At 44.3% G+C, this 25463-nt stretch carries 24 protein-coding genes; 7 read left to right on the top strand and 17 right to left on the bottom strand.

Going from position 1 to position 25463, the window contains the following annotated elements:
- Positions 1-163 precede the first annotated feature (163 nt).
- Entirely contained in the window at positions 164-709 is a 546-nt protein-coding gene (locus PBN151_RS29660) for a hypothetical protein (protein ID WP_072732183.1), read from the top strand.
- 113 nt (positions 710-822) lie between these two features.
- Here PBN151_RS29660 and PBN151_RS29665 read toward each other — a convergent pair whose 3' ends face one another.
- The 3 genes from PBN151_RS29665 to PBN151_RS29675 form a co-directional block, all read right to left on the bottom strand.
- Positions 823-1962, bottom strand: a complete 1140-nt coding sequence (locus PBN151_RS29665) for a beta-ketoacyl-ACP synthase III (protein ID WP_072732184.1) — start codon at positions 1960-1962, stop codon at positions 823-825.
- Between the two features lie 165 nt (positions 1963-2127).
- Entirely contained in the window at positions 2128-3354 is a 1227-nt protein-coding gene (locus PBN151_RS29670; RefSeq protein WP_072732185.1) for an RtcB family protein, read from the bottom strand.
- Between the two features lie 44 nt (positions 3355-3398).
- Entirely contained in the window at positions 3399-4958 is a 1560-nt protein-coding gene (locus PBN151_RS29675) for a limonene hydroxylase (protein WP_072732186.1), read from the bottom strand.
- 200 nt (positions 4959-5158) lie between these two features.
- Between PBN151_RS29675 and PBN151_RS29680 the strand changes: the two genes are divergently transcribed.
- On the top strand, positions 5159-5632 hold the full coding sequence (locus tag PBN151_RS29680) for a GNAT family N-acetyltransferase (RefSeq protein ID WP_072732187.1): 474 nt from the start codon (positions 5159-5161) through the stop codon (positions 5630-5632).
- 137 nt (positions 5633-5769) lie between these two features.
- Here the strand turns inward: PBN151_RS29680 and PBN151_RS29685 are convergent, their stop codons facing one another.
- From PBN151_RS29685 to PBN151_RS29705, 5 genes are all read right to left on the bottom strand, one after another.
- Positions 5770-6669: an SDR family oxidoreductase gene (locus PBN151_RS29685; protein WP_072732188.1), complete on the bottom strand. Its 900-nt coding sequence runs from the start codon at positions 6667-6669 to the stop codon at positions 5770-5772.
- Between the two features lie 643 nt (positions 6670-7312).
- Positions 7313-8263, bottom strand: a complete 951-nt coding sequence (locus PBN151_RS29690; RefSeq protein WP_072732189.1) for an ABC transporter permease — start codon at positions 8261-8263, stop codon at positions 7313-7315.
- 3 nt (positions 8264-8266) lie between these two features.
- Positions 8267-9340, bottom strand: coding sequence for an ABC transporter permease (locus tag PBN151_RS29695; protein WP_072732190.1), 1074 nt, complete (start codon positions 9338-9340; stop codon positions 8267-8269).
- On the bottom strand, positions 9337-10869 hold the full coding sequence (locus tag PBN151_RS29700) for an ABC transporter ATP-binding protein (protein WP_021255494.1): 1533 nt from the start codon (positions 10867-10869) through the stop codon (positions 9337-9339). Before PBN151_RS29700 ends, PBN151_RS29695 begins: the two co-directional genes overlap by 4 nt.
- An 83-nt stretch (positions 10870-10952) precedes the next feature.
- Positions 10953-11984 carry a BMP family lipoprotein gene (locus tag PBN151_RS29705; protein ID WP_028532627.1) on the bottom strand — a complete coding sequence of 344 codons (1032 nt, stop codon included), beginning with the start codon at positions 11982-11984 and terminating at the stop codon, positions 10953-10955.
- 208 nt (positions 11985-12192) lie between these two features.
- On the opposite strand from PBN151_RS29705, the gene PBN151_RS29710 reads away from it, so the two are divergent.
- Both PBN151_RS29710 and deoD read left to right on the top strand, forming a co-directional pair.
- Positions 12193-12951 (top strand): Crp/Fnr family transcriptional regulator, encoded by a 759-nt coding sequence (locus tag PBN151_RS29710; protein ID WP_227775224.1) that lies wholly within the window; start codon positions 12193-12195, stop codon positions 12949-12951.
- A gap of 159 nt (positions 12952-13110) precedes the next feature.
- Positions 13111-13827, top strand: coding sequence for a purine-nucleoside phosphorylase (gene deoD, locus PBN151_RS29715; protein ID WP_072732191.1), 717 nt, complete (start codon positions 13111-13113; stop codon positions 13825-13827).
- 169 nt (positions 13828-13996) lie between these two features.
- On the opposite strand, the gene PBN151_RS29720 is transcribed toward deoD, so the two are convergent.
- A complete protein-coding gene (locus tag PBN151_RS29720) occupies positions 13997-15280 on the bottom strand; it encodes an NCS2 family permease (RefSeq protein WP_072732192.1) in 1284 nt (427 codons plus the stop codon).
- Positions 15281-15374: 94 nt separating this feature from the next.
- On the opposite strand from PBN151_RS29720, the gene PBN151_RS29725 reads away from it, so the two are divergent.
- Positions 15375-16082, top strand: a complete 708-nt coding sequence (locus PBN151_RS29725; protein ID WP_021255499.1) for a Crp/Fnr family transcriptional regulator — start codon at positions 15375-15377, stop codon at positions 16080-16082.
- 175 nt (positions 16083-16257) lie between these two features.
- Here the strand turns inward: PBN151_RS29725 and PBN151_RS29730 are convergent, their stop codons facing one another.
- From PBN151_RS29730 to PBN151_RS29740, 3 genes are all read right to left on the bottom strand, one after another.
- Positions 16258-16809: a cupin domain-containing protein gene (locus PBN151_RS29730; RefSeq protein ID WP_072732193.1), complete on the bottom strand. Its 552-nt coding sequence runs from the start codon at positions 16807-16809 to the stop codon at positions 16258-16260.
- A gap of 75 nt (positions 16810-16884) precedes the next feature.
- Positions 16885-17448 (bottom strand): GerMN domain-containing protein, encoded by a 564-nt coding sequence (locus PBN151_RS29735; RefSeq protein ID WP_072732194.1) that lies wholly within the window; start codon positions 17446-17448, stop codon positions 16885-16887.
- A gap of 20 nt (positions 17449-17468) precedes the next feature.
- Positions 17469-18878 (bottom strand): N-acetylmuramoyl-L-alanine amidase family protein, encoded by a 1410-nt coding sequence (locus PBN151_RS29740; RefSeq protein WP_072732195.1) that lies wholly within the window; start codon positions 18876-18878, stop codon positions 17469-17471.
- Between the two features lie 456 nt (positions 18879-19334).
- On the opposite strand from PBN151_RS29740, the gene scfA reads away from it, so the two are divergent.
- Together scfA and scfB are read left to right on the top strand one after the other, a co-directional pair.
- Complete coding sequence (scfA, locus tag PBN151_RS29745) at positions 19335-19484, top strand: six-cysteine ranthipeptide SCIFF (protein ID WP_021255503.1); 150 nt, start codon at positions 19335-19337, stop codon at positions 19482-19484.
- A 102-nt stretch (positions 19485-19586) separates the two neighbouring features.
- Entirely contained in the window at positions 19587-20966 is a 1380-nt protein-coding gene (gene scfB, locus PBN151_RS29750; RefSeq protein ID WP_072732196.1) for a thioether cross-link-forming SCIFF peptide maturase, read from the top strand.
- A gap of 113 nt (positions 20967-21079) precedes the next feature.
- On the opposite strand, the gene PBN151_RS29755 is transcribed toward scfB, so the two are convergent.
- The 5 genes from PBN151_RS29755 to PBN151_RS29775 form a co-directional block, all read right to left on the bottom strand.
- Positions 21080-21616, bottom strand: a complete 537-nt coding sequence (locus PBN151_RS29755; protein ID WP_072732197.1) for an SMI1/KNR4 family protein — start codon at positions 21614-21616, stop codon at positions 21080-21082.
- Positions 21600-22205 (bottom strand): hypothetical protein, encoded by a 606-nt coding sequence (locus PBN151_RS29760; RefSeq protein ID WP_072732198.1) that lies wholly within the window; start codon positions 22203-22205, stop codon positions 21600-21602. Before PBN151_RS29760 ends, PBN151_RS29755 begins: the two co-directional genes overlap by 17 nt.
- 162 nt (positions 22206-22367) lie before the next feature.
- Entirely contained in the window at positions 22368-23423 is a 1056-nt protein-coding gene (locus PBN151_RS29765) for a hypothetical protein (protein WP_072732199.1), read from the bottom strand.
- Positions 23424-23493: 70 nt separating this feature from the next.
- Positions 23494-24147, bottom strand: coding sequence for a hypothetical protein (locus PBN151_RS29770; RefSeq protein ID WP_227775226.1), 654 nt, complete (start codon positions 24145-24147; stop codon positions 23494-23496).
- 66 nt (positions 24148-24213) lie between these two features.
- Complete coding sequence (locus tag PBN151_RS29775) at positions 24214-24822, bottom strand: hypothetical protein (RefSeq protein WP_072732201.1); 609 nt, start codon at positions 24820-24822, stop codon at positions 24214-24216.
- Between the last annotated feature and the right edge of the window lie 641 nt (positions 24823-25463).

Raw genomic sequence — 25463 nt, forward strand, 5'->3', positions numbered from 1 at the left:
AAAAAGAAAGAATTAGTTTCTATGTGTCCAAATTTATGGGGTTAATCCGATAGAAAGTATGGAGAAATAAAATCAACAAAGTTTCTGACTCCATTCTGCCGATTACATATATAGTATTGTCTGATTCCTAAAACCTAATCCTCCTACGAAAGGAGAACAAATTGTGCAGCAGCGTCCATCTAGAACGCCAGTAAAACCTATCAACAGAACCACAATGAGATCACCCAGCAGAACAGCAGCGCCTGACAGAAATCGTAGAACTCGTGAGCAGCCCAGAACGATTCGCCCTGCTTCGATCAACTCACAGTCAGGGAAGCCGGAAAAAGTGACAGAACTTCCTAAGACATCGACCAGCAAACCTGCTGCTAAACCTGTCTCACCTTCCAAGGCTCCCGTAAATAGACAGGGGCAAGCAGTTGCTTCCCTTATGTTCAGCCTACTTGGTATCCTGTCTTTTCTATACATATTGAATCATCTGAACGAGGTGATCAAGTATAACTCCATATTCACGTCCAAACTAAAGCCCGTCATGATTACGTCCTTTATCTTGAACATAATTGGATTTGCATTAGGGATCAGAGCGAGACATTCTGCGCGAGGCGGAGGGATAGCAATCGTTGGGGCGACATTTGCTTCGATTCCTCTAGGCATTTGCGTGGTTATTCTCCTTGTATTTATCTTGAAGTTGACGGGTGTCCAACCTCTATGAGGGGAGCGCTCCCCCTTGTCGTACTTCTGAAATTACAAAAAGAGAGAGTGGCTCCCCACTCTCTGCCTGCCTACTTGATGATCCACTTATCTAGAAATGCCATCTATCCAATTCTATTCTTCGACCGAAGGCCCAACTACTGTCAGCATCATAATCGAGGTTTGGAATCTACCGCTTTCGGGAACGATGCACAGTACCTGCTGCCCTTCCATTAGATGCCCCTCATTCATGAGCTCCTCCAGCATGATGTATATCGAAGCGGAAGCCGTGTTTCCCTTTGTATATAAATTCGTAAACCATTTCTCTGCTGGTATTGTTACCCCGCCCTGCTCTAACAACCGGAATATCTCATCTCTGAAAAAATGCGACGAGTAGTGGCAAACCATCCAATCGATGGTCTCAGGTTCAATCCGGCCTTCCTGCACCAGCTCCAAAAATCGACGAACACCTACCGTCGTGATTTCATTAACCAGTCTGACGTCTTGCTTCAGATTTAGCGCCCCTTGATCCGCCGCTTCATGAATGGATGCATAATCAAGCCAGGAAGATATTCCACTGTCCTTATCCATACCCGAATACATGCATACGTCATACTCATTTGCATAGGACTTGTTATCAATCCATTCGATGCGCAGCGATAACCCCTTCGCGGAGGACTTGTCCTGCAATATAACCGCGCCTGCACCATCCGACAGCATAAATCGCAAAAAGTCCGTGTCGAACGGCACACGCCCATTGCAATGTACAGACTGCGCCTCAAACTTCGTATGCTTAAATTCACGGCTCAGAAACTCACTGGCACATGCGACTGCTGCTTCTTGTTCGCCAGATTTAATTTGCAAGTAGGCGTATTTAAACGCCTGCATTCCACTTGCACATAAGCCGTTGTGCGAGGATATCTCCATTACAGGCAAGCCCGCTTCGGCATGTACCATACTCGCAAAACCAGGAAGAAGCAAATCGGCTCTCGTCGTTCCTGTTGCTAGGAAGCCAATATCCTGTTCTGCTATGTTTTCATTTCGTTCTAGTGCATCTCGTATTGCTAGAGCAGCCATTTCTGCGTTCGTATATAAGCTCTGTTGTTCTTTGTTCATTGCGTAGTAGCGATATTTTATCTGATTCTTTTCAAGGATGATCCGCTTGGTCTTTGAGGTCTTACCACCAATTTTGCCTAGATAATCTTCAATTTCATCATTACTAACCGGAGAGCCAGGAAGGAATTTACCTATACTTGTTATATAGACTTGATTCATGAAGCACCTCCATAAAATATGATATATTTCTTGATTATCATAGAATTTAATTAAATTGTAAAGTATTGGATTTTGCAAACAACAAAAAAAAGAAAAAGAACGCTCTATTCCGTATCAGAGCGCTCTTCTTCCATTTTGCTTCAATTGTGTGCTACCACACGCTAACTAATCCTTATACGAATCGAACTCATCTGCTCCGGCCATACACACGCCGATCGGCTTTAATGTGTGCATCACTTCGATCGTTTCTGCATGTGCATCCAATACCTCCTGCAGCTTCCGATACACAAACGGACTCTCGTCCGTACCCGCTCCGCGCAGCTCTACGCCGAATGTGCGCACGGCCTCCATCATTTGCTCTGTCGTAATCTTGCCACCGCTTCGAGTTCGGGTCTTCCAGTTCATTTTGCCTGCCGCCTGCGTCCGGCTCATGATCCGTCCCGCGCCATGAACGGTGCTGTAATAAGCATCCCTATTTTCTATGCTATCCTTGCCTTTCACAATTACCGATATGTCGCCCATACTGCCGCCGATAAAGCCGACCTGCCCCGGTGCGGAAGGAGTCGCCCCTTTACGGACAACCATGACTTCCTTGCCGTTATGTGTTTCTTTCCAAGCATAGTTATGGTGATTGTGCACCTCAAGATCAGCATCCGTACCCAGAATCGCCAGCACTTGCTCGATTACGTAATCCCGTCCTGCATAGGCATATCGCCCAGCCAGCTTCATGGCACGGTAATACATATCTCCAACCTCGCTGCTCAGATCAAGCAGGATAGGAGGCTGATCCATCTTCTCTCCTGGAGCACTGGCAAGGAACTCCCGTCCGACAGCCAGATTCATGAATCCGCTCGCCGTCTTATGCCCGAATCCTCTGCTCCCGAAATGATTCGCAACCCATAGGCGTCCCGTCCCTACTTCCTCGAACAAGTCTACAAAATGATTGCCGCTTCCGACGGTACCAAGCTGATTGCGAGCCAATGCTTTCAGCTTGTCATGCTCCTGCTTGCCAATCGCTTGATAGACGTTCCAGTCCGGATCATCGAAGAGATCGTGATCCACTTTCTCATTATTGACTCTCCCCATCCCGAAGGAGATTTTGCGGGCGATTTTGTCCATGATTTTCGGCAATCTAGGCTTGATATCTTCTGCTGTCAAATGAGTACGGACTGCTTTGTTCCCGCAGGCAATGTCATACCCGACACCTGAAGGCGAGATTTGCCCGTCATAGACTACGACCCCGCCTATCGGCTGACTGTATCCTTTATGATGATCCGCCATCAGCAGGGCTTGAACCACATTACCCGTCTTAGCGCACATTTTCGCTTGCGCAACGGCGCTCTCCTCCGGGTTGCCCCACACACGTACGCCATCTATATGTTGATATGCCATATATTCCTTCAACTCCAGGTAAAATATGATTTCTATTCTTACATTCAAACGCCTTTAGCTTCTCGCAGCGCCTGAATTCGTTCTTTTACCGCTTCTTCAGTCTCAATTTCCGACAAATGTACGACCGCCCCAATGAGCTGCTCGCCCCATGAAGCAGCGTCCCAGCCTTCCAACGCCCGTAGCGCCATATTCCGATTGCGAACGACAGGACTGCTTAGACCAGCCTTAACGAGCCTCTCTCCAATACCAGCGAATCGCTCCAAGCTCTGCAAGATGCTATTTAAGCATTGATGCGCAATATACTCTTTCCCAAGCCCCATCTCATCCCCCGGACCTGTAGCGATATGCTGCAGCGGCAGACGTTCCTCTGCGAACTGAACCAGCTTCTGAATTCTGCTCGGGTCTTCCGATTTCATGAGCTGCAAGTAAAGGGAATCCTGCAGTGGATCCTCCGCAAGCTGATGATAAAGGATTTCCCAAATATCTATCCCGAGCTTCCCTGCGCATGCTATACCGTAATAGCGATGCACCGATTCGCCTGATTCAATTGCCTCCAGCACGTTCTCCTTCCATTTCGACTGGGCAATGATTACTTGAACTGCTCCTATCGTATCGGTTCTAAGCTGCTCCGTCCATCCTGCAGACATTCGCTCGTTCCTTCTCTCCTCATCTTGGGCCAAGAAGTCGTGCAGATGGAGCATGACAGACAGATGCTTAACCGTGGAACACATCTCTCGCGCCAACCTTACGTAATCCGATAACACTTGTGGAGCATACTCATAATCATCGATATCCTCTGCGGGACCTCCATTTAACAAAGCTTCAATGATATCCGTCGCACCGTCATACAATTCGCGGTCAACCTGGTCGGCGGATAGCGCCTCCTGCAAGCCTCCATTTCTCGCACATATGCATGCCAAATATTCATCCATAATATTGTTCTGGCATCCATAGCGCAGCAGCCAATCTCGAATTTCCTGTGTCGCCGGCTCCAGCCTCTCAACGAGATGAATTTTCCCCCAACCATGAACATGCTTGGCTAATTCCCACAGCACCTCGTTGCTGTCGTCCATTCCATTTTGAATCGCGACGGCCGCATACAGCGTGAACTCATCATGTCTGCCTAGAGTAAGAAGCAGCTCCTTCACGTGTTCATTTTGGAATAAGCCGAGCAGCGCAATCCCGAACTTCACGACATTGCGATGTGCCCCATGCTCAGAGAGCCATACCGCTTCATGGAATAAGGGCTCCGGACTTATGCCCGGGTGTGTACGTATCTGCTCCAATATATCGTCAATGATGCTGCTTATTTGAGCCGTAGCGAGCTTCATATACAGGGCCTTTCGCGTAGCATGCTTCATCTCCTGAGAATGCTTCGCCAGTAATTCGACGATTTCGTCTACCTCTTCCTCCCGCTCACTGCCTGCTGCATGGTGACTGAGCACTCCGTCCAAAGCACCTGATGCCCACCGTAACTTGCTGTCAGCCCAGAATTCGTCGTCATCCGGCAAAGTGCCATTTACTGACTCCCCTTGATCTCGTATGTATGAATAAATGGAAGGTCTCCCCTTCCATGGTGCCGCTTGGTCAAAAGAAATAATCATCGTACTGTTCCCCTTTCCCGATACTTCCTTCTGCCTCTATCTTCGCTTATTTCCAATGCAATGAACATGGTAAAAGTATTACGACATCTATAAACCCGTTCTTTTATGCGATGCAATCTTGCGACCACAGAATATATACAGCTCCCTTTCTTAATTCATGGTAAAATTTATCTATTATTCGCATAAGTGAGGTGCTGAGTATGAACATTCGTGCAGTGAGAACGTCCGATTATACGAGCGTGCTTTCTGTTCTTAATGATTGGTGGGGTGGCAGAAATATGTCTGATATGCTGCCAAAATTGTTTTTTGTCCATTTTCAACAAACGAGCTTTATTGCAGAACAAGACGGGGAAATGATCGCCTTCTTAATTGGGTTCGTGTCGCAAACCTACCCGAACGAGGCCTATATCCATTTTATCGGTGTTCACCCGAATCATCGAAAGTCCGGGATCGCGAAAAGGCTGTACGAAACGTTCTTCGATACCGTACGGCAATACGATTGCGACACCGTCCGCTGTTTGACTTCACCCGTTAATACGACTTCGATCGCATTTCATACGCGGATGGGCTTCCGAATCGAAGAAGGAGACGGCGAGATAGATGGGGTGCCCGTACATACGAACTATGACGGAAGAGGCGGAAGCAGAGTACTGTTTGTTACCTCTATCAAGTAAATCCTCCATTAAATAAGCGACATAGTTCGGATAAATGACAGCCGTTTCCCAGTACATACCGAGAAACGGCTTTCTATTTTTTAGGTGACGATAAGCATCGTGTACTTTTACTTACTCTTACTTGCTCTTACTTCTTCTTATACCTCGGTGTCTCCCTCCCCCGGCGGTGCCGGAATCCCCTGTTCCGCCGCTCTGCTCACCGCTTCCCACGCTTCCCAGGTCGCAATACGCTCCTTATAAGTGTTTCTGGCGATATCAAAAATCGCGCTTCCCAAAATAAGCCGCAAAGGCGGATTCTCGCTATCCACCAACTTCATAAGCGCTTCGGCAGCCAATGTAGGATCGCTATCTATCGAACTTTCCGCATACTGTTGGGCTAGCTCTTCTCGAAGAGAATGGTAAGCCTCTAATGGCTGGCTATAGCTCATCGTGCTGTATAAATCCGTCCAATACCCGCCCGGCTCCACGAGCGTCAACTTCACCCCAAAGTGGGCTGCTTCCTGCGCCAACGCTTCGCTTAGGCCCTCTAGTGCAAATTTGCTTGCACTATACATGCCTGTCATTGGACCTGAGATTACTCCCCCTATGCTGGAAATTTGAATCAAATGCCCTGACCGCTGCTCACGCAAGTAAGGGAATACCGCCTGAGAAACCCATAGCGCCCCGAAAAAATTCGTTTCCATGAGATCTCTTGCATCGGCTTCGCTCAGTTCCTCGACCATGCCTAACGTCATCGTGCCCGCGTTGTTCACGACAATATCAAGATGCCCGAAATGCTCTACCGCCGCCTTTACGGTTGCAAATACGGATTCCCGCTCCCGGATATCAAGCCGTAAAAATAGCAGTGCATCTTGGTATTGCTCTTTCAGTGATTCTAACTTCCCGACGGTTCTGGCGATAGCTACAACCTGATCCCCTGCTTCTAGCGCAGCATTGGCAAATGCATAGCCCAGCCCCTTGCTGGCGCCCGTAATCAGCCACACGCGTCTCTTCTTATTCTTCCGATCTTCAGGATTGAACAGTTCCTGTGTTGTCATCGAAAATCCCCCCCCTAACCAAAATAAAAAAACACAGACAAATGCTCTGCCTGTGCCAACTATAATCGGATAGGAATATCCCTGTATAAGTCCATGTTCGAACAGCGCCAAAGAAGCCCTCGATAAAAAACGCAGGCAAATCCTTGCGACACTCGCCAAGACATGGACTAGACGGTATATGGACAGACTCATCCCGATTGCTCTGCTGACAGGCAGAGAAACAAAGAACCAATGAATGCAATTTGCATGGTTGGCTTATCGGGAACAATCTATCACACATAACCCTCCGTTCCTGTTAGATACCAATACTGTAGCAAAGACGGCAGGAAATTTCAACCAAATATAAACTAACTAACTAACTAACACCATCAACATTGCCTTTATCCTGACCAGTCTTCATGTTCCGTTTGTTAGGGCAGCACGCTCCCACCATTATACCTGCCAAGGATGAAAAGAAACGCGGAATTTTGACCTGTTCACTTAGAGGAGCTTAGGGAACTGTGTGTAGTTTAACAGATGATTCGAATATAGACTTTCAAATAAAAAAATCCCCTCCAGAAGGTATTGGTTGCTCCAATTACCTCTGAGGGGATGCTATCTATTTTATTATACTTTCTTCACATGGACGAAATCGAAATAAGCTCTATCTTTTCCCCGGATCGTACGGCTCTCCGAGTGCGGTTGGTCCGCTCGTACGCCCAACTGCGAAGAGCAGCACCAGCAAGGTCAACAGGTAAGGAAGCATGTAGAACACTTCGGTCGGTATCGTCTTCGCCCAATCATAGATGACAACCTGATCCTTGAGCGCTTGGGCAAATCCGAAGAAAATCGCTGCGCCAAACGCCCCTATTGGGTTCCACTTCCCGAAGATGACCGCGGCAAGGGCAATAAAGCCTTGACCGGAAATCGTGCTCTGCGCGAAGCTGCTGTTCGCCGTTAAGGCGACCGTTGCGCCTCCTAGGGCAGCGATGGATCCCCCAACCAGAATGGATAACGTACGAAGACGATTGACCTTCACACCTGCCGTATCAGCTGCCCCAGGGTGTTCCCCAACCGCGCGCATCCGCAAGCCAAGCGGTGTCTTATACATGACGAACCATACCACGAATACACAAATATAAGCGATATAGGTCGTTGGATATGCCGTAAAGAATGCTTTTCCCAAGAACGGAATGTCACTCAACAATGGGATGGACCATTTAAAAAACACCTCAATGATCGGCGTCTCCGCTGCTCCATCGAACAAGAGCTTGACCATGAAGAACGTCGAGCTCGCCGCCAGCAAGTTGACGACAATCCCGCTGATTACCTGATTTGCTTTAAATTTTATCGAAGCAAGTGCATGAATGCCGGAGAAGATCAGCGTGAAAATCATAGCACCGAGGAGACCTAACCAAGGCGAAGCACCGCCAAGCCCCGCACTCTCCGCATAATGCGTCGTAACCGCAGCAGCGAAGGCTCCCGATACCATAAACCCTTCAAGTCCCAGGTTAATAACACCGGTACGTTCGACGATCACCCCGCCGAGTGCGGCAAAGATCAATGCCGTGGCAAACACGAATGTTCCATTCAATAGATTGGCTAGAATATCCATGGTTTACCCCTCCTCCCGCTTCGATTTGCGTTTGAACATCTTGATGAACATGCGGATGGCTCCTGGAGCTGCCGCGAAGAAGATAATGATGCTGATTACCATCTTAATCACTTCAGGAGGCACATCGGCACCGAAGCTCATTCCTTGCGCACCATAATAAAAGCCGCCAAATAGAGCTGCGGACAAGGTTACCCCAACTGCCGTGTTCATGCCGAGCAGGGCTACCGCGATTCCATCGAACCCAATCCCAGAAGTATTAGGCGTAATCGCCATATACTTAAATACACCGAGCACTTCGAACGTGCCAATCAAGCCGCCAAGCGCGCCAGAGATAAAGAACGTACGAATCGCAATCTTAGATACATTCATCCCTGCGTATTCCGCAGCATGCCTATTGTATCCTACTGCACGAATCTCATAGCCCTTCTTGGTGCGGTTCATATAATAGTAATAACCGATAAGGATGAAGATGACGATGAAGAATCCCCAGTGAATACGAGCCCCGCTGAGCAGATCCGATAACCACGGAATCTGGATGTCCGCAGATTCATGGATCATTTGTGAACGGGATGTGCCTGCTTCAGCCATGTACGATTTGATTGCAATATGACTAATATATAGGGCAATCCAGTTCAGCATGATGCACGAGATAACTTCATTCAACCCGCGTTTGACTTTGAATATGGCGACCAGTGCCCCCCATATTCCACCGAACAAGGTTCCGACGAGTATCGCTACGATCCCATGAATGAATGGCGGCAATTCCAGCATATTTCCGACCATCAAGGCCCCGAGAGAGCCCATCACGATCTGCCCTTCCACCCCGATATTGAACATCCCGCCGCGGAATGCGATCGCAACCGCGAGACCTGATAGAATCAGTGGGACGATAGAACGCAGCGTTTCACCGATGTCATAGACACTACCGAAAATCTTATCTATCAACGAAGAATAGGCAAGCAATGGATCATATCCGCCAATCAGCATCACAATCGCGCCGATGACAATCCCAATCACAATGGAAATGACCGGTATCCAGATCGATTCTTGACGCAGAAGCTTGTTCACACGATTCAATTCGATTCGCCTCCTTGTCGTCTGCCCGCCATCATCAATCCTAGCTCTTGATCATTGGTTTCTTCCGGACGAGCTTCTCCTACGATTTGACCATTGAAGAGCACGATAATTCGATCAGCTACGTTCATGATTTCTTCCAATTCGAAGGATACGAGAAGTATGCCTTTGCCATTATCGCGTTCCGCAATGAGCGCCTTATGGACAAACTCAATCGCTCCAACATCGAGGCCGCGTGTCGGTTGTGCGGCGATCAACAGCTTGGGATGCCGATCAATTTCCCGCGCGATAATTAATTTCTGCTGGTTGCCTCCGGACATTGCACGTACCGGTACCTCATATCCGGGAATACGGATATCGAATGATCTCACGTATTTCTCGGCGAGCGTTAACGCAGCTTTGTGATCCATAAGTCCGCCCTTCGTCAATTCAGGCTTATCATAGGTCTGCAAGATTGCATTCTCCGGCACGGTAAAGTCCAACACCAGACCATGCTTATGGCGATCCTGCGGAATATGCGACATTCCAGCTCGGCCAACCTCACGCGGAGTCTTGTTCACGACATTGACGCCGTCCAACTGAATCTCGCCCGATTCTACACGCCGCATGCCTGTCAATGCTTCGATTAACTCGGTTTGGCCGTTCCCATCGACCCCCGCGATGCCGACGATTTCACCCGCACGAACCTGGAAGGAGAGGCCGTCTACCGCAAATTGTCCATTATCCCTGCGAACGTGTAAGTTGTTTACGTTTAGAATGGGCTGCATCGGATTGGCTGGAGCCTTCTCCGTCTTGAACCGCACTTCGCGGCCCACCATCTTCTCAGCCAATTCTTGAGGGCTGGAATCCTTGACCATAACCGAGTCGATCACGCGCCCCCGGCGAATAATGGTGCACGTATCCGCAACCTCCATAATTTCCTTCAGCTTGTGCGTGATGATAATAATGGACTTGCCTTCACTCGCAAGCCGCTTCATAATGGCAAGCAGATCCGTAATCTCTTGAGGTGTCAGCACCGCCGTCGGCTCGTCCAAGATGACGATATCTGCGCCGCGGTACAGCGTCTTCAAGATTTCTACCCGCTGCTGCATTCCTACTGAAATATGCTCAATCTTGGCAGCAGGATCCACATTTAGGCCATACTGCTCCGATAATTGCCGAATTTTAGCTGAAGCACTCTTCAAATCAGTTCTCAGACCGGATTTCGGTTCCATGCCGAGAATGATATTTTCAGTGACCGTAAAAGGCTGTACAAGCTTGAAATGTTGATGCACCATCCCAATTCCCAGCTCAATCGCCCGGTTCGGGGTATCCATAATCACTTCTTGTCCGTTGACCCAAATAGAGCCTTCTGTTGGCTGATACAATCCGAATACGATATTCATCAATGTCGACTTGCCGGCACCATTCTCACCAAGCAAGGCATGAATTTCGCCCTTCTTCAAGGCAAAGCAGATGTCTTCATTCGCGACGACGTCACCAAATCGCTTTGTGATTCCTTTTAACTCCAATACCGTCTCTGTATGCACCATTAGACTTGGCTCCTTCCTCCTCCAGAAACAACCCCCCGCTGATTAAGCGAGGGGAGCTTTTCGGTTCCAATCGGTTCTTTGCTCTAAATTTCTGGTACGACAATTTCACCGTCAATAATTTTTTTGCGGTATTCTTCTACTTTCGCCAATACATCTGCCGGAACGTTCTTAGTGGATGTTGGTGCAATGTCAACACCGTTATCTTTGAGACCCATGTTCGTCACTTTACCGCCTGGGAAGTTGCCTTCTGCTAGTTGCTTCGAGATTTCATAGACAGCGACATCAACTTTCTTGATCATGGACGTTAAGGTTACTTCATCGCCGAACGTCAAAGACTGGTCTTTATCTACCCCGATAACCCATACTTTTTGCCCTTGGGAGACACGCTCTTTCGCCTCGTTAAATACGCCGTTGCCTGTCAATCCTGAAGCATGGAAAATAATATCTGCGCCGTCATTGTACATCGTCGCCGCAGCGGATTTCCCCATATCAACGCGTGTAAATTGCCCTGTATAGTTCACGGATAATTGTGCATTCGGATTTACGGCTTTGATCCCTTCACGGAAACCGGCTGCGAAGCGTTGGATTGGAGGGATTTCCATGCCGCCGACGAAGCCAATTTTATTCGATTTGGTCATCAAGCCAGCGATTACCCCTACTAAGTAGGCCCCTTCTTGTTCTTTGAAGGAAACAGCTGCAACGTTTGGCACAACAATGGAGGAATCAATGATGCCAAGCTTCGCATCCGGGTTTTCTTTGGCAATTTGCGTTATGGCGCCATCCAATGTATAAGCTGTCGCCCATGTGAGGTCATATCCGCCTTTGACGAATTGATTCAAATTGGGGATGACTTCAGAATCTTGTTTGGGTTCCGCGTATTTGACATCGTATCCAAAGTCAGCCTTCAACTTCTGCAATCCTTCCCATGCATTCTGGTTGAAGGATTTGTCATTGACGCTACCCAAGTCAGTAACCATACCGATTTTGAGCTTTTTGCCGCCAGTTTCTCCAGCTGTGCCAGCTCCGCTCTTGGATTCATTCTTCGCGCCACATGCGGATAACACCATGGAAACCATCAATACGAATACAAGTAAAAGATTCATCTTTTTCTTCATCTCTAGACCCTCCGACACATTATTTGTGAAAATCTATTTCATTAACGGTAATGGGCTTCACTTGCCTTGAATTTCAGCCGCATCACGGTCATAATGAACAGTAAAAAGCTTCGTTTCAACACTCAACACGGCTCTATTAATCTATCTTTTATGGACTAGCTTCGGTGATTTTCTAACATGCCACATATATTGGAAAGTGAGGGCATCTATGATGATTACAGACATAAGAAGCATTTCAATCTTTGAAGAACTATCAGATGAAGCAGTAGAGCGTATTATGCCTATGCTCAGCAAACGGCAATTCCGCAAGAATCAAGTTATTATCTACGAGAGCGATCATAATGGCGATGTGTTCCTTATTCGATCCGGATCCATTAAAATATATAGCTTGTTCGAAGACAAAGAAATCATATATGGCGTTGCCTTCCCTGGCCATGTCGTCGGCGAGATCGAAGCCATCCATTATGATGATTACCGCATTGCCTCCATCGCTGCTATGGAAACCGTGCACACCTGGTATTTGAAGAAGCAAGATTTCCAGACCATTCTGGACGAGTATCCCAGCGTGCTGCGACGCTGTTACTGGCTGCTCGTAGAGAGCATCCGGATTCTCAATCGCAAAGCCCAGTACATCTCCTTCCTTGACACTCGTCTGAAGACGGCGAACCTCATCTATGACCTGTATTGCAACCTAGGACGGAAAGCCGAAGGTGAATCCGCTTACATAATTGGCTATAAATTAACGCATCATGTCATTGCTAATATGCTCGGCGTAACCCGCGAATCCGTATCCAAAGTATTAAAGGATTTCCAAGAAGAAGGGATCATCTCGATTGAACAGAAAACGATCAAAATTGTTGATCTCCCCACGCTGCGCAGCATATGCGATCGTGTATGCGCTCATTCGCCTGACCAACGCAGGTGGTACACAAAAGCTGGAGACAACTCGATTATAGATGGAGCGTAGAAGAAGTTCAGTTAAACGCTGCACTGTTTTTTTGTAATCTACTTCACAGAAAAGCGATAGCTTGCATTACTGAATTGATGTGTACACGTATGATAGGGTATTGGAGTAAAGCGTTTTCATGATTCATGCGCTTGAAAATGAAAAAGGAGGTACGTTCCAATGAGTGTACATATAGAAGCTAAAAAAGGTGAAATCGCACCCGTTGCCTTAATGCCTGGAGATCCCCTGCGTGCGAAGTATATTGCTGAGACATTCTTGGAAAATGCGAAATGCCACAACCAAGTCCGCGGGATGCTTGGATTCACAGGGACATACAAAGGGAAGCCTGTTTCTGTGCAAGGTTCTGGGATGGGAGTTCCTTCATTCGCGATCTACGCAACAGAATTGATTCAAGATTATGATGTGAAGACGATCATTCGCATCGGAACATGCGGCGCGATTCAACATGATGTGAAGCTGCGCGACGTGCTTATCGCCCAAGCGGTATGTACGGATTCATCACTTAATACGAACCGGTTCCCAGGTTATGCATTCGCGCCGATTGGGAACTTCGATCTCATCAAGACAGCGTACGATATCGGCATGGAGAAGAAACTAAATCTGCGTGTAGGGAACATCTTATGTTCTGATATCTTCTATACAGAGGACAATGACAAGGAAACGATGCTTAAGCTTGGCGCTTACGGCGTGTTGGCTGTTGAAATGGAGACTGCAGCATTGTACACGCTGGCGGCGAAGCATCAAATTAACGGACTAGCTATGTTCACAGTAAGCGACCATATCCTAACAGGTGAAGCGACGACATCTGAAGAGCGGCAATTGACGTTCAACGATATGATTGAAGTGGCTTTGGAGACAGCGATCCGCCAAGGGTAATGCTGCTTCACCGTAACCGTAACAAACCCGAATATGGGCGCATCAGGCATAAGCCTACGCGATGCGTCATATTCGGGTGATGGCAATCAATCTCACGGCACGTCCCCCTCTCCAACCATCCTCTCCGCCTAGCTTACCATATTTAGACAAAATTTTACACAAAAATCTTTTACTGCCTCACGATAAAATAGATCAAGAACAATACTGCAATCCCATACATGGCGGCCGTGACTTCAGAGCGCCGCCCCGTGACGATTTTGACCATCGGATAGGCTATGAAGCCACATGCTATCCCATTCACGATACTGAATGATAACGGCATCACGAGCATCATCAGAAACGCTGGAAAAGCCTCCGTCAAGTCATCCCACTGAATATGTCTGACCCCTTGCATCATCAAACAGCCCACAATGATAAGCACAGGTGCAATCGCAGCATTCGGGATCAATTTCAAGATCGGAATCACGAACAATGCCGGAATAAACAGCAAACCTGCGATAAATGGCGTTAATCCAGATCTCCCCCCAGCCGCAATGCCTGTTGCGGATTCAGCAACCGTAGTCGTCGGGCTGCATCCGAGCATGGATGCCGTAATGATGGATAACGCATTGGCTTGAAATGAACGCTTGAACTTCGAATGATCCGGCAGCATGCCTAACTGTGCCCCCATATTCGCAAAGAGAATGACCATCAATAAGGAAAATACGGCAATCCAGAAATGAAAACTGCTCAACAGGCTAAAATCAAAAGCAAACAGCAGCTTCTCATACCCCGCCATGGAGAACGTGAAGCTATCCATTTTCGAGAAATCGACAATACCAAGAACTCCCCCAATCAGTGTTCCTGCAAGGATTCCAATCAGAAAACTTCCCTTAACCCTGCGCAAAAACAGCGGTACTACGAGAGCAAGCGTCAATAGAGTCGTTAACGCATACGGATCGCTGAAGCTCGCCAATTGCACGAACGTACTCTCACTGGGTATGATCACGCCGCCATTCTTCAATCCTAGAAATCCAATGAACAATCCGATTCCTGCCGTCAGGGCTCGTATCATTGATACGGGTATCGTCTGCGACAAATAGAAGGCGCTTCTCGTCATCGAAATGCCAAAGAACAGAACACCTGCGATACAACTCGCTGCCAGTGCCTGCTGCCACGTCAGGCCGAAGGATGCCACCAACGTAAACACAAAAAATGCGTTATCCCCCATACCTGGCGCCAGAATGAGCGGTGATTTCGCCCAGAATGCCATTAGCATGCATCCGACTATTGAAGACAGTACGGTCGCTATTGTTGCGGCTTCATACGGCATGCCCGCAATGCTTAAGATAGCCCCGTTAACCGCAATAATATAGGCAATTGTAATAAATGAAGTCAGACCCGCCAGCATTTCCGTACGTATATTGGTCTCGTTGTCCCGAATTTGGAACAGTTCCTTCGCTCGCACCCTCAATTCTCCTCTTCCTCCATCCAATTATTCCTGATTATTACTTATGGTCAAACCATGTTACAATAGTCCTGATCTCACTATGAAAGGATCTGGACGTATGATAGACATTGCTCAAATCCCACTTTTCTCTGAGATTCCACCTGGTGATTTAGCTGCACGTATCGCACCAATGCTTAAAGAACGTCATTATAAAAAAAATCATGTTTTCATGTTTGAAAATGACCATAGCGATGAGATCTTCATTCTTCGAACCGGCAAAGTCAAAATATACCGGATTCAAGATGGGAAGGAAGTTGTGCTCAGCATTCAACTCGCGGGTGAAATATTCGGCGAAGCCGAAGCCATTTCTGGCGATAACCATCGGATCTGCACCATCGAAGCGCTGGAACCGCTTATTGCCTGGCAGATTAGTAAACCAGATTTTTTGCAAATCATTAAGGAATATCCTTCTGTTCTCCACAAAGCATACGGGATTATGTTTCAACGGGTGCGCGTCTTGAATCGCATGATCCGTTATATGACATTCTGTGATGTGCGAACGAAAGTCGCCAATCAAATTATGGACTTATACTATAATTTTGGTCAAGAAGATGGAACCGCTTACAAGATTGATATGAAAATCAATCATGCCCTGCTCGGCAATATGGTGGGGATTACACGTGAATCCATCTCCAAAACCCTAAGTGACTTTCAGAGCGAAGGACTGATCGACATTCGTCAGAAATTTATATATATCCTCAATTTACAGAAGCTAGAACAGATGTGCGAGGAAACAGAGGAAGTCCCTGCACTTCGGAAGTGGTAATGACCACCTTGGCTTACAGCCTAACTATATCAAAAGAACCGGAGGCGTATCAGTTACGCCCATAACGTTTATTTTGTGAACTGGATCATAAATGCAAAAACGCTCCACCTCGCTTATCGCTTGGTGGAGCGTGATAACAACTAGTCTCATCATTTCGGCTCCATAACGAGATATTTCAGCTATGGCTGCCTTCTGCGGCCATGGCACTCGCCTTCGTTGGATGAACGGTTCCAAACGGATGCTTGGGCGGGCCATAGATCGAGTAGAGTTTAAGCGGTCTATACCCAATGTTGATGACATTGTGCCATGTGCCTGCCGGGATCATGATGGCATAATTACCATCGACGTGCTGCTCGAAGTCCAATTTCTCCTTACTGTCCCCCATCTTCACAAGCCCTTGCCCTTCTTCAATCCGTATGAACTGATCGGTTGTCGGATGCATTTCCAAGCCGATATCACCTCCGACTGGAATACTCATCAACGTCACTTGCAAGTGCTCTCCCGTCCACAGAGCCGTACGATACGTCTTGTTTTGCTCAGCTGCCTGCTCAATATCAACGACGAACGGCTGGCCTCCGTAATCCTTCAACACCATATTGCTCCTTGAAAAAGGCCACTGATGATTGTTCCAGCTATAATCATACGGATTCCAACTATAGCACCGGTTCATGCTGTCCTGGGGATAATGAGAAGGATAATGCCACGGTTGGTAATTGCACGGATACATATTCATTCTCCTCGTACTGTTTTTCATCACCACCGTATATCCTATGCAGCTGCCCATATAGAGGCGCATACTTCTTTACTCAGCCTTATTACGAGAAATGGGATGTTCCAGTTCAGCATGCCCCATGAAGCTATCTAGAGCTTTTCCATCACTAAGAAGTTCGATGTTCTCGATCTCCTTAAATTGAAATAGGGTCTCCTTGAGCGCACCCAAAGCCAATAGTTCACCGCCAGCTCCTAATCTCGCCTCGCCTGGAATATGCACATCAATTGTTAAAACGCCCTCGTGGAATTTCATTGCGTTTAACTCGATTTTATTCCATAAGGATAGAAGATCAGCAGGATTGTTGCTTTGTAGAGCTTTAAATACTTTCTTATATTTGTCCAGACTATCCGAATAATGAATTTCCATCTTACTCTGCTTTAACTCCGTTACTTGAGAATCCACGAAGTAAACGACAATCTCCTCCGTTTGATTTTCAGCTTTATCTACTGCCTTATCCGTTCCATTTGCGGGCGAATAAATCCCCTCGTTCGACGTTGAAGCCGCCCCTGATTTTGTAGCAGGCTTGCCTCCACAGGCTGTCGCTACTATTGCGATAACCAATATCAAAATCGTAATCGACATACGTTGCTTCATACCAGCACATCCTCACCGATTTACTTCCCCAAATATTCTTTGATTCCATCAACAATAGCTTGAGCAGCTTTATCTTGAAAAGAATCTGATAATAGTGCTGCTTCTTCTTCAGGGTTACTTAGGAATCCAATCTCTAACAGGACTGCCGGCATTGTTGTTTCTCGAATGACTTGCAAGTCGCCATTTTTCACACCGCGATCCTTTAGCCCGATAGCCTCGATCAAATGCCTATGAATCACTTCAGCCAGACTTTTACTGCTGCTTCGTTGATAGTAGAACGTCTCTGTACCTGTCGTTTTGGGTGAATCCTTCACGCTGTTGCCGTGTATCGATACAAATACATCCGCCTTACCTGTATTGGCCAATTGAACACGTTCTGTACGAGTAGGATATACATCGGTTTCACGAGTCATGACAACTTTGATTTCAGGTTCCTCTAAGAGCAGTGCTTGGACTTTCAAGGACAATGCTAACGTAAAGTCCTTCTCAACTTGATTCGAATAACCCGATGTCCCCGGATCGCTACCGCCGTGACCTGGATCGATAACTACGAGTTTGGCACCTGAATGAGGAAGCACAGCATCGGGATTGGTAGTAATGAGATCACCATTCATATTCAGATCAACAATTAATTGGCCTTCGATCCATTCGGAAGTATACTGTACATTGCTTATTTGATTTAACTCAATGACAATTCGAATTTGAGCCGGGTCTTGATTAAATAACGAATATCTTACTTCCGTAACATTGGGTACCCCACTTAAATCTAATTTACCTACCGATTTAGAACCGAGGGATTCAGCCAAAGACCCTCCAAATGCAGTATGGGGCAGATCAACAACGATCCGATCTGGGCTCGTCAATTGAGAGATTACTGGAGTAACTTCCTGATCTAAAGAAACAACCAGTTGATTGTTTGCAAATTGAATGTCATTCACATGATGTAATTCCGATTCAGACTCTTCACCTGCTGCAGGAGGAGAGTCTGAATCGGAGTTGATTCGATCCAACGTGACGATTTTGTCTACGTTATTCCAGCCTACTTTCAACCCCATCTCTTCACTTACAAATCGTATGGGGACAACCACTGTGTTTTTTATATTTTGCGGTGCGAAACTCAGCGTTTTTTGCTCATTATCGACTAACGCTTCTTTCTTACCAACTGCTAATGAGATCACCTTGGCGTTTTGCTGGATTTTCACATTTTGCGTTTTTTGCTGCCAGTCCACTTTAAACTTCAAATTTTCAGCAACTACACGAATGGGAATCATCACGTTATTGTTAAGGTTTACGACCTCAGCATTCTCAGGGAGAACGCACTCTTCACCATCCAAAATAATTTTCGTTTGCTTAGCTGCCGCGTCACTATGATTCGGCAAAGCGATCAGAAAAAGCACACTAAATAGAATAAAAAGTATGGATTTCTTCATATTACACCTCTGTCTCATTCTGCTTCGGAATTGTTATTCATGATCACATCTACGACCAACCACCCATGTAAAACCACACCATGATCCTCTCGACTGCATCTATAAAATGAATAAGTAATTGATATGAAATTACTATAGAGCAAATCATTTCGAGTCTCGCAAGTCGACCATCCACCTCCCGGCACCGAATATAGGTATTCGTAGTCTTCTATCAAAATTTCCAATTATTTGACATACAATATTCTACAAGTATAGGTGAATCCCCTTCCATGTTGTTGGCAAAAGTGTTCATTTATTTTCGGATTGGATAGTAGATAGAGTTAAACGAAGCGTAATTATATGCACACCAATCAATGGTGTGACCTTTTTGATTGTTGAACCTCCAAAGTTGTTGCTACCATAGTTCAACGTAGCAAGTTTATTCGCATTCACGAAATGGTAGAGGAGTTATTCATGATGAAAAGAATCGTAACACTAAGCACACGCAAACTGATGGACACTGCAAAACACGGCGGATGCGGCGCATGCCAGACATCTTGCCAGTCTGCTTGCAAGACTTCCTGCGGCGTAGCCAATCAACGTTGTGAGAATGACATGAACAAATAACAAATAGGCAATGAAACTCACCGCCGTCCTTCCAAGGACGGCGAAGTTGTTTCTACGGAAACCACCTGCAATTTGTAGACAAAAAGGAGCTTGATTCGCAGTATGATTCATCAATACCAACTGAACGGATACAACATCGTGATCGACACCTATAGTGGCTCTGTGCATGTTGTTGATGACCTGGCGTATGAGATCATTGCACTTTATGAACAGGAAACACCCGAACAAATCCTATCGTTAATGAAGGAAAAACAATATTCAGAAGAAATTATTCGAGAGACGATCTTAGAGGTCGAGGAACTTATTAAGAATGAGCAGCTTTTTACCGAGGATGCGTATGAGGAGCTGTCTATTCATTTAAAAACACGTAAAACGTATGTAAAGGCGCTCTGTCTTAATGTCGCGCATACCTGCAATCTGTCATGCGAATATTGCTTCGCCAGCCAAGGGAAATACAATGGCGATCGAGCAATTATGAGCGTAGAGGTTGGACAAAGAGCAATCGATTACCTGCTCGAAAATTCGGGTCATCACCGAAATCTTGACATCGACTTCTTCGGCGGGGAACCGCTTATGGCTTGGAAAGTCGTCAAGGAGATTGTAAAGTACGCACGAAGCAAGGAGAAGGAATGGAAGAAAAGATTCCGCTTTACCTTCACAACGAACGGGATGCTGCTCAACGATGAGGTCACCGAGTTTTTAAATCAAGAAATGTACAATGTCGTCTTAAGCCTGGATGGAAGAAAAGAGGTTCATGATCGGCTGCGCACCACCGTCACCGGCAAGGGCAGCTATGATTCCATAGTGCCGAAGTTCAAGGAATTCGTTCAAAAGCGCGGAAATCATGAATACTATGTTCGGGGAACGTATACGAAGAATAATGTCGACTTCACCAATGACATCTTCCATATCGCAGATCTTGGCTTTGACAAAATCTCGATGGAGCCTGTCATCTGTGATCCACGGGAACCCTATGCGCTTACCGAGAAGGATCTCCCGGAGATTTATAATCAGTACGAAATTCTCGCCAAGGAAATGATTAAGCGCAGTGAACAAGGCAAAGGGTTCACTTTCTATCATTACATGCTCGATCTCTCAGAAGGCCCTTGCATCCAGAAGCGAATCACGGGCTGTGGATCAGGTACAGAATATCTCGCCGTTACGCCATGGGGCGAACTATTCCCTTGCCACCAGTTCGTCGGGGATGAAGCGTACAGCATGGGCAACATCTGGGATGGCGTCACGCGTCCTGAGCTGCAGTGCCAATTCAAAGAGAGCAACTGCTACACGAAGCCGGAGTGCCAGAATTGCTGGGCTAAGCTCTACTGCAGCGGCGGGTGTCCTGCCAATGCCCTGCATGCGACAGGCTCCATCAACGGATCCTATGAGTTTAGTTGTGACGTTTTCCGCAAACGGATTGAATGCTCCATGATGGCCAAGGTCGCCGAGTCGATTAGAGAGATGGAAGAGAGTGAAGTGTAGATAAATGAAAGAGGGGCTCACCGCCCCTCTTTGCTATTGCCGCTAATCATTCTCTGTCATATTAATCTGAATCAATTTGTGAAACATACTATGTGGAATGATGATAACATCATCTATTCCCTACGTTGTGCCTGAATGTGCTTGCAAAATTCCAAGAAGGAAGGTGCTACAACGAATGCATCATCAGGGTCATAACTCTCTTCGTAATCCATATATTTAATTTCCCCAGTTTGGATATCAATCCAAAAATCATTATCCGCATGATTGTCGGCAAAAGGGATATGAAATAGAGTGAAATTTTCAAAATCCTCAGAATAATCTGCCCTTCTATCTTTTGCTCTTTCCATAGACATCGTGAAATAAGAATCCTCTTCGTCTTCAATTAACGGAATATGAAAGAAGCTCCCAATCTCTATCGATAAATAATCCTTGTTTGTTATTTCATAAAAATGATCAGGATAAATATATGCTCCTTTAGTAAAAACCCCGCCATTATTAGCAAGGTAAAACGCGATAAAATCTTTTTTACCTGGAAACTCATCAGGTACAACTTCATTTATTTGGGATACTGATATCGTCTTCCAAGATTCCTCAAAACAAATATCATGATTCAGAAATCTATTATTGTTTCCTTTAGAATGGTTGTTCATGTGAGTTCCACCTCCTACTTTTCACTTTCCAAAAACGAGATGTTTGCAAATCCTGAAAGCTGATTTCTTTATATGCGGTTTGAATCCCTCTCATCCTACTCGATGTACGTTCGACCTTATCTTCCCCAACATGAGGAGCTTCGATTTGAAAGATTTCATATTTCCCTAAAGATTGATTTACTCTAAATTCTAACGCCTTTGTTTTATTAAGGAGAATTACTCCATACTCCCAATCGAAATCCTCATATTTACATACATATACGTGAATATCCTTGGACTCTAGACATTCTTGGAAGTCAAATAAATTCGGAGAGTCTTCATAGAATTCAATCGCATGCAAGTATCGTTTTTTTTCTGAAAAGTACAACTTCAATTCAACTTCTTGTTCATTAAGGATTTCTATGTAATATGATAAAATCGTATCATACTTCTCATCCCCAGATATGTTATTGCAATATCTTTTTAGTATGTCATAGGATTCATCATATACACTGTTTTCAAATGTAGTAGGCTCCGTAATAAAACGATAAACGATTTCAGATATACTATGTCCTTCTAGCTGACTGCTAAGCCTTTTTCCTATTTCCATAATAAACTCCTCTTACTTTGTTCTTAGGAATTTTTCCATATGTATACCTCTCAGTCTATTCTGCTCGTCCTAGCATCTTTATTTGGGCAGTCCCAAATTACTTCTCACAGGGCTTTTATGAATGCTTATCTTTTAGATGTTGTCGTAGACTTTGAAATGATTTCAGAAGAAACTGTAATTAATAATCGGTTCTATATTTTCTACCTTGTCTTCACTTCTCTGAAGAATATACATAGGAATTATTTCGTTTCCAAGTGCACCTGACCAAGTACATAGCGAAAGATCAATTTTTTCACCAGCACCTTCCAATCGAATGATTGGCCATTCTTTTTCAAGACATGCTGGCCATGTGAGCAATTCATCACCAGGAATAACAGATAACTCCTTTATCTCTTTTTTAATTTTATAGGTTCCACTGACTATGCATTCATCAAATATAATTGAACTATTCATCGTTTGAATATAATAATGCCAAGGTTTAATCCCCCAAGTAATAATCAGCATACCTTCTTCAAAACTTTTATCAACTAGATCGGTTGTAGTAAATAAATCAACAAGATTGATTGGCTCATTACCAACTTCATTTTTTATAAATTCACTAAATAGTTTAAGATCAACCATAAAGAATCCCAGATTCCCCAAACTTCCGTAAACAGAAGAATTAGCAAACTTTTTATTTTTATTAATATCAATAGAGTTACTAAATATCAGCACATAAACAGTAATTGTTTCTATTTTTTGTTCATAATCCGTAACATATTGAGGGGATTCTGATGATAAAAACTCAGGATGACGAATCCCTTGTCGAAAAACTTGAATCTTGATATCATATTTCCCGTTTAATTTTATGCAATCCTTCTGGTAAGAATTTTTTTCATGCAATACCCCATCTTTAAGAGCTTGTTGAATAATCTCATTTTCGCTAGTTTTAAGTAACTCCAAATTATTTTCATGTGTATAAAGAACAAAGTCTCTTTCCAAAAACGATACATTTTTATATGTTATTTCTGATACTTTTTCACCTAATATAGCGGAGTCCAATAATAATTGTTTTTCATTCCTCACTTCTTCAACAATTAATTTAAACCTACAAATATCGTATTCGCTTATAGTTTCATTAAAAGGGATTTCTAGTGTTAAACTCTCAGTTTGCAATTGTGCATTTTTTAAATGGCTGGAACAATAACCTTGTTCCAACAACAAAGCCGTATTTTTCATTAATTTCACCTCTGACATATAATCAGACCACTACAGTATCAAAAACAAGTAAACTCATTCAATAGAGTTTTTATGAAGAAATAATATCAATATAATCTTTATATTCTAAAGGAATTGGTCTATCGAAAATCAGATCTTTTAAAGGATCTACGTTTTCCCCAAACTTATAACAAAGATATAATCGTTCATTAAATTCTGGATAAATCCGGACATTGGTTAATTCATATTTATCTATGGTCTCGCTATCGATTACAGGAATTGAAGGCATAATTATTTTCGTTGTATAACTACCTGTAGACATGTCCTCTTCTATTAACCTGCCTCCACCTTGACCCAGTATCAATACTTTCCGCTCATTTGTTGTTCCTTTCCATACCGTCACATGTCTACTTCCCATACCTAAAGATTCTATTTTATACGTAGGGAGTTTGTAATTTGTAAGGGGTTTAATGCTTTGTTTATAAATATTACTATTGTTAATAAACTGTCTTGTTACGGACGTACAAAATAAAATAGGGACTTCGTTTAAATCAACATCACCCCAATTATTATCGTCACTGTATAAATCAAAAATCAGCAGTTGGGCTTTACCAATCATTTGTGCTAAAACATAAATATTATTCTTCCTACCTTCGTCCTTCAACCTCGTTTCCATACTAATGACTTGATTAGCTTTCCACACATTTTTTATCATGAGTTCCCCCCCTCCTTCTAACTCTAACATCTTAACAAACATCACTTATGCCATCGGTTATTTGTGTTCCATCCTCAAGGGTATTTAATTGTACAGTCATGTTTTTAAATCTTCTGTACTATTGCTCAATTTCTTGATAATATTTGCAAACAGCTTATGAGTATCTGCAACTAAATTTTCTTTATCAAGAAATTTCCTCATTACATTAATTACTTCTTTTTTTAATTCATCTGGAACTTCATCAATTCTATGCTGGATAACTAGACGAAATACACGCATAGAATCCTTCTTAGGGGGTATCTTTGGAATTGAAAGAATATATCCCCATTTCTTTTCATAGTTATCAAACTGCGGTAAAAAAGCTATTCGTGTAGCTACGACAAATTTAATCGATTTATTTTTAGATTCAGCATGTCTCATATAAAAACCATATAAACTTTGAGTATTAACCTTAAACCTCTCGGAAATCATAACTAGTGTTCTAACAAGCAATTCTAAATTTTTTTCATCCGCTTCATAATTGCATGCAATTTTTATTAATTTTTCCATCACAGAAGGATTAGAAAAAAAACAAATTCGATCAACACCAATTTCAGCACAAGTCTCCTTATACACTTTTTTTATTAAAGAAAGTGCATTTTCTGATGATGCCTCTAAATCATTAATTATGCCTAACATTTCTTCTTCATATTTTACTTTGGACATTTAATTATCCCATCCTAAATAAGATCTACTGTCCTACCTTGGTAGCGTCAATAATTTTGTGTAAATAGAAATCCCCTTCTCTTGTAGAAGACTGTGCTTCAATCAAGACATGTCGTAGTTACTGCAATAGCTTGAGCGGACCTTTCATTATTGTATGACTCTCTTTTCTAACAAAAAAACATATGTAAAGAAAGAACTTATGACGTCTTCTTCAAATATGTTTTGGAAACTTTCAATTCTTCAAGCACATATCCTCGATCACCAAGGACAACTAATTGGAGTTCCTTTCTTGCAACAAACTATTTATTTCATCTTTTTTGTGAGAGTAATGTCTCTTGTCAGGGTGAAATGAAACCTCTCTTAGTGATGAGCACTCTAACAATGGCGATAAATCTCCACTTTTACAATTCCAAAAATTTATTTTCTCTAAATTATTCATAGATTTCACAAACTCAAGAGAATCAACATCTGAAACCTGTAATTCTTTTATCGTACGATTGCCTATCAAAAATGTTAGATCAGTAAGTTGTTTGCATTTTTCAATTTGGAGTCTTTCAAGTCCTTTTAGTTCACTAAGAGCGTGTCCATCTTCCTCATAAGCCCCTTAATGAACTTGGACACTAAGAGTGTATATGATTTAC

The organism is Paenibacillus sp. NAIST15-1, assembly GCF_001894745.1.
In the GTDB taxonomy this organism is placed as follows: domain Bacteria; phylum Bacillota; class Bacilli; order Paenibacillales; family Paenibacillaceae; genus Paenibacillus_B; species Paenibacillus_B suaedae.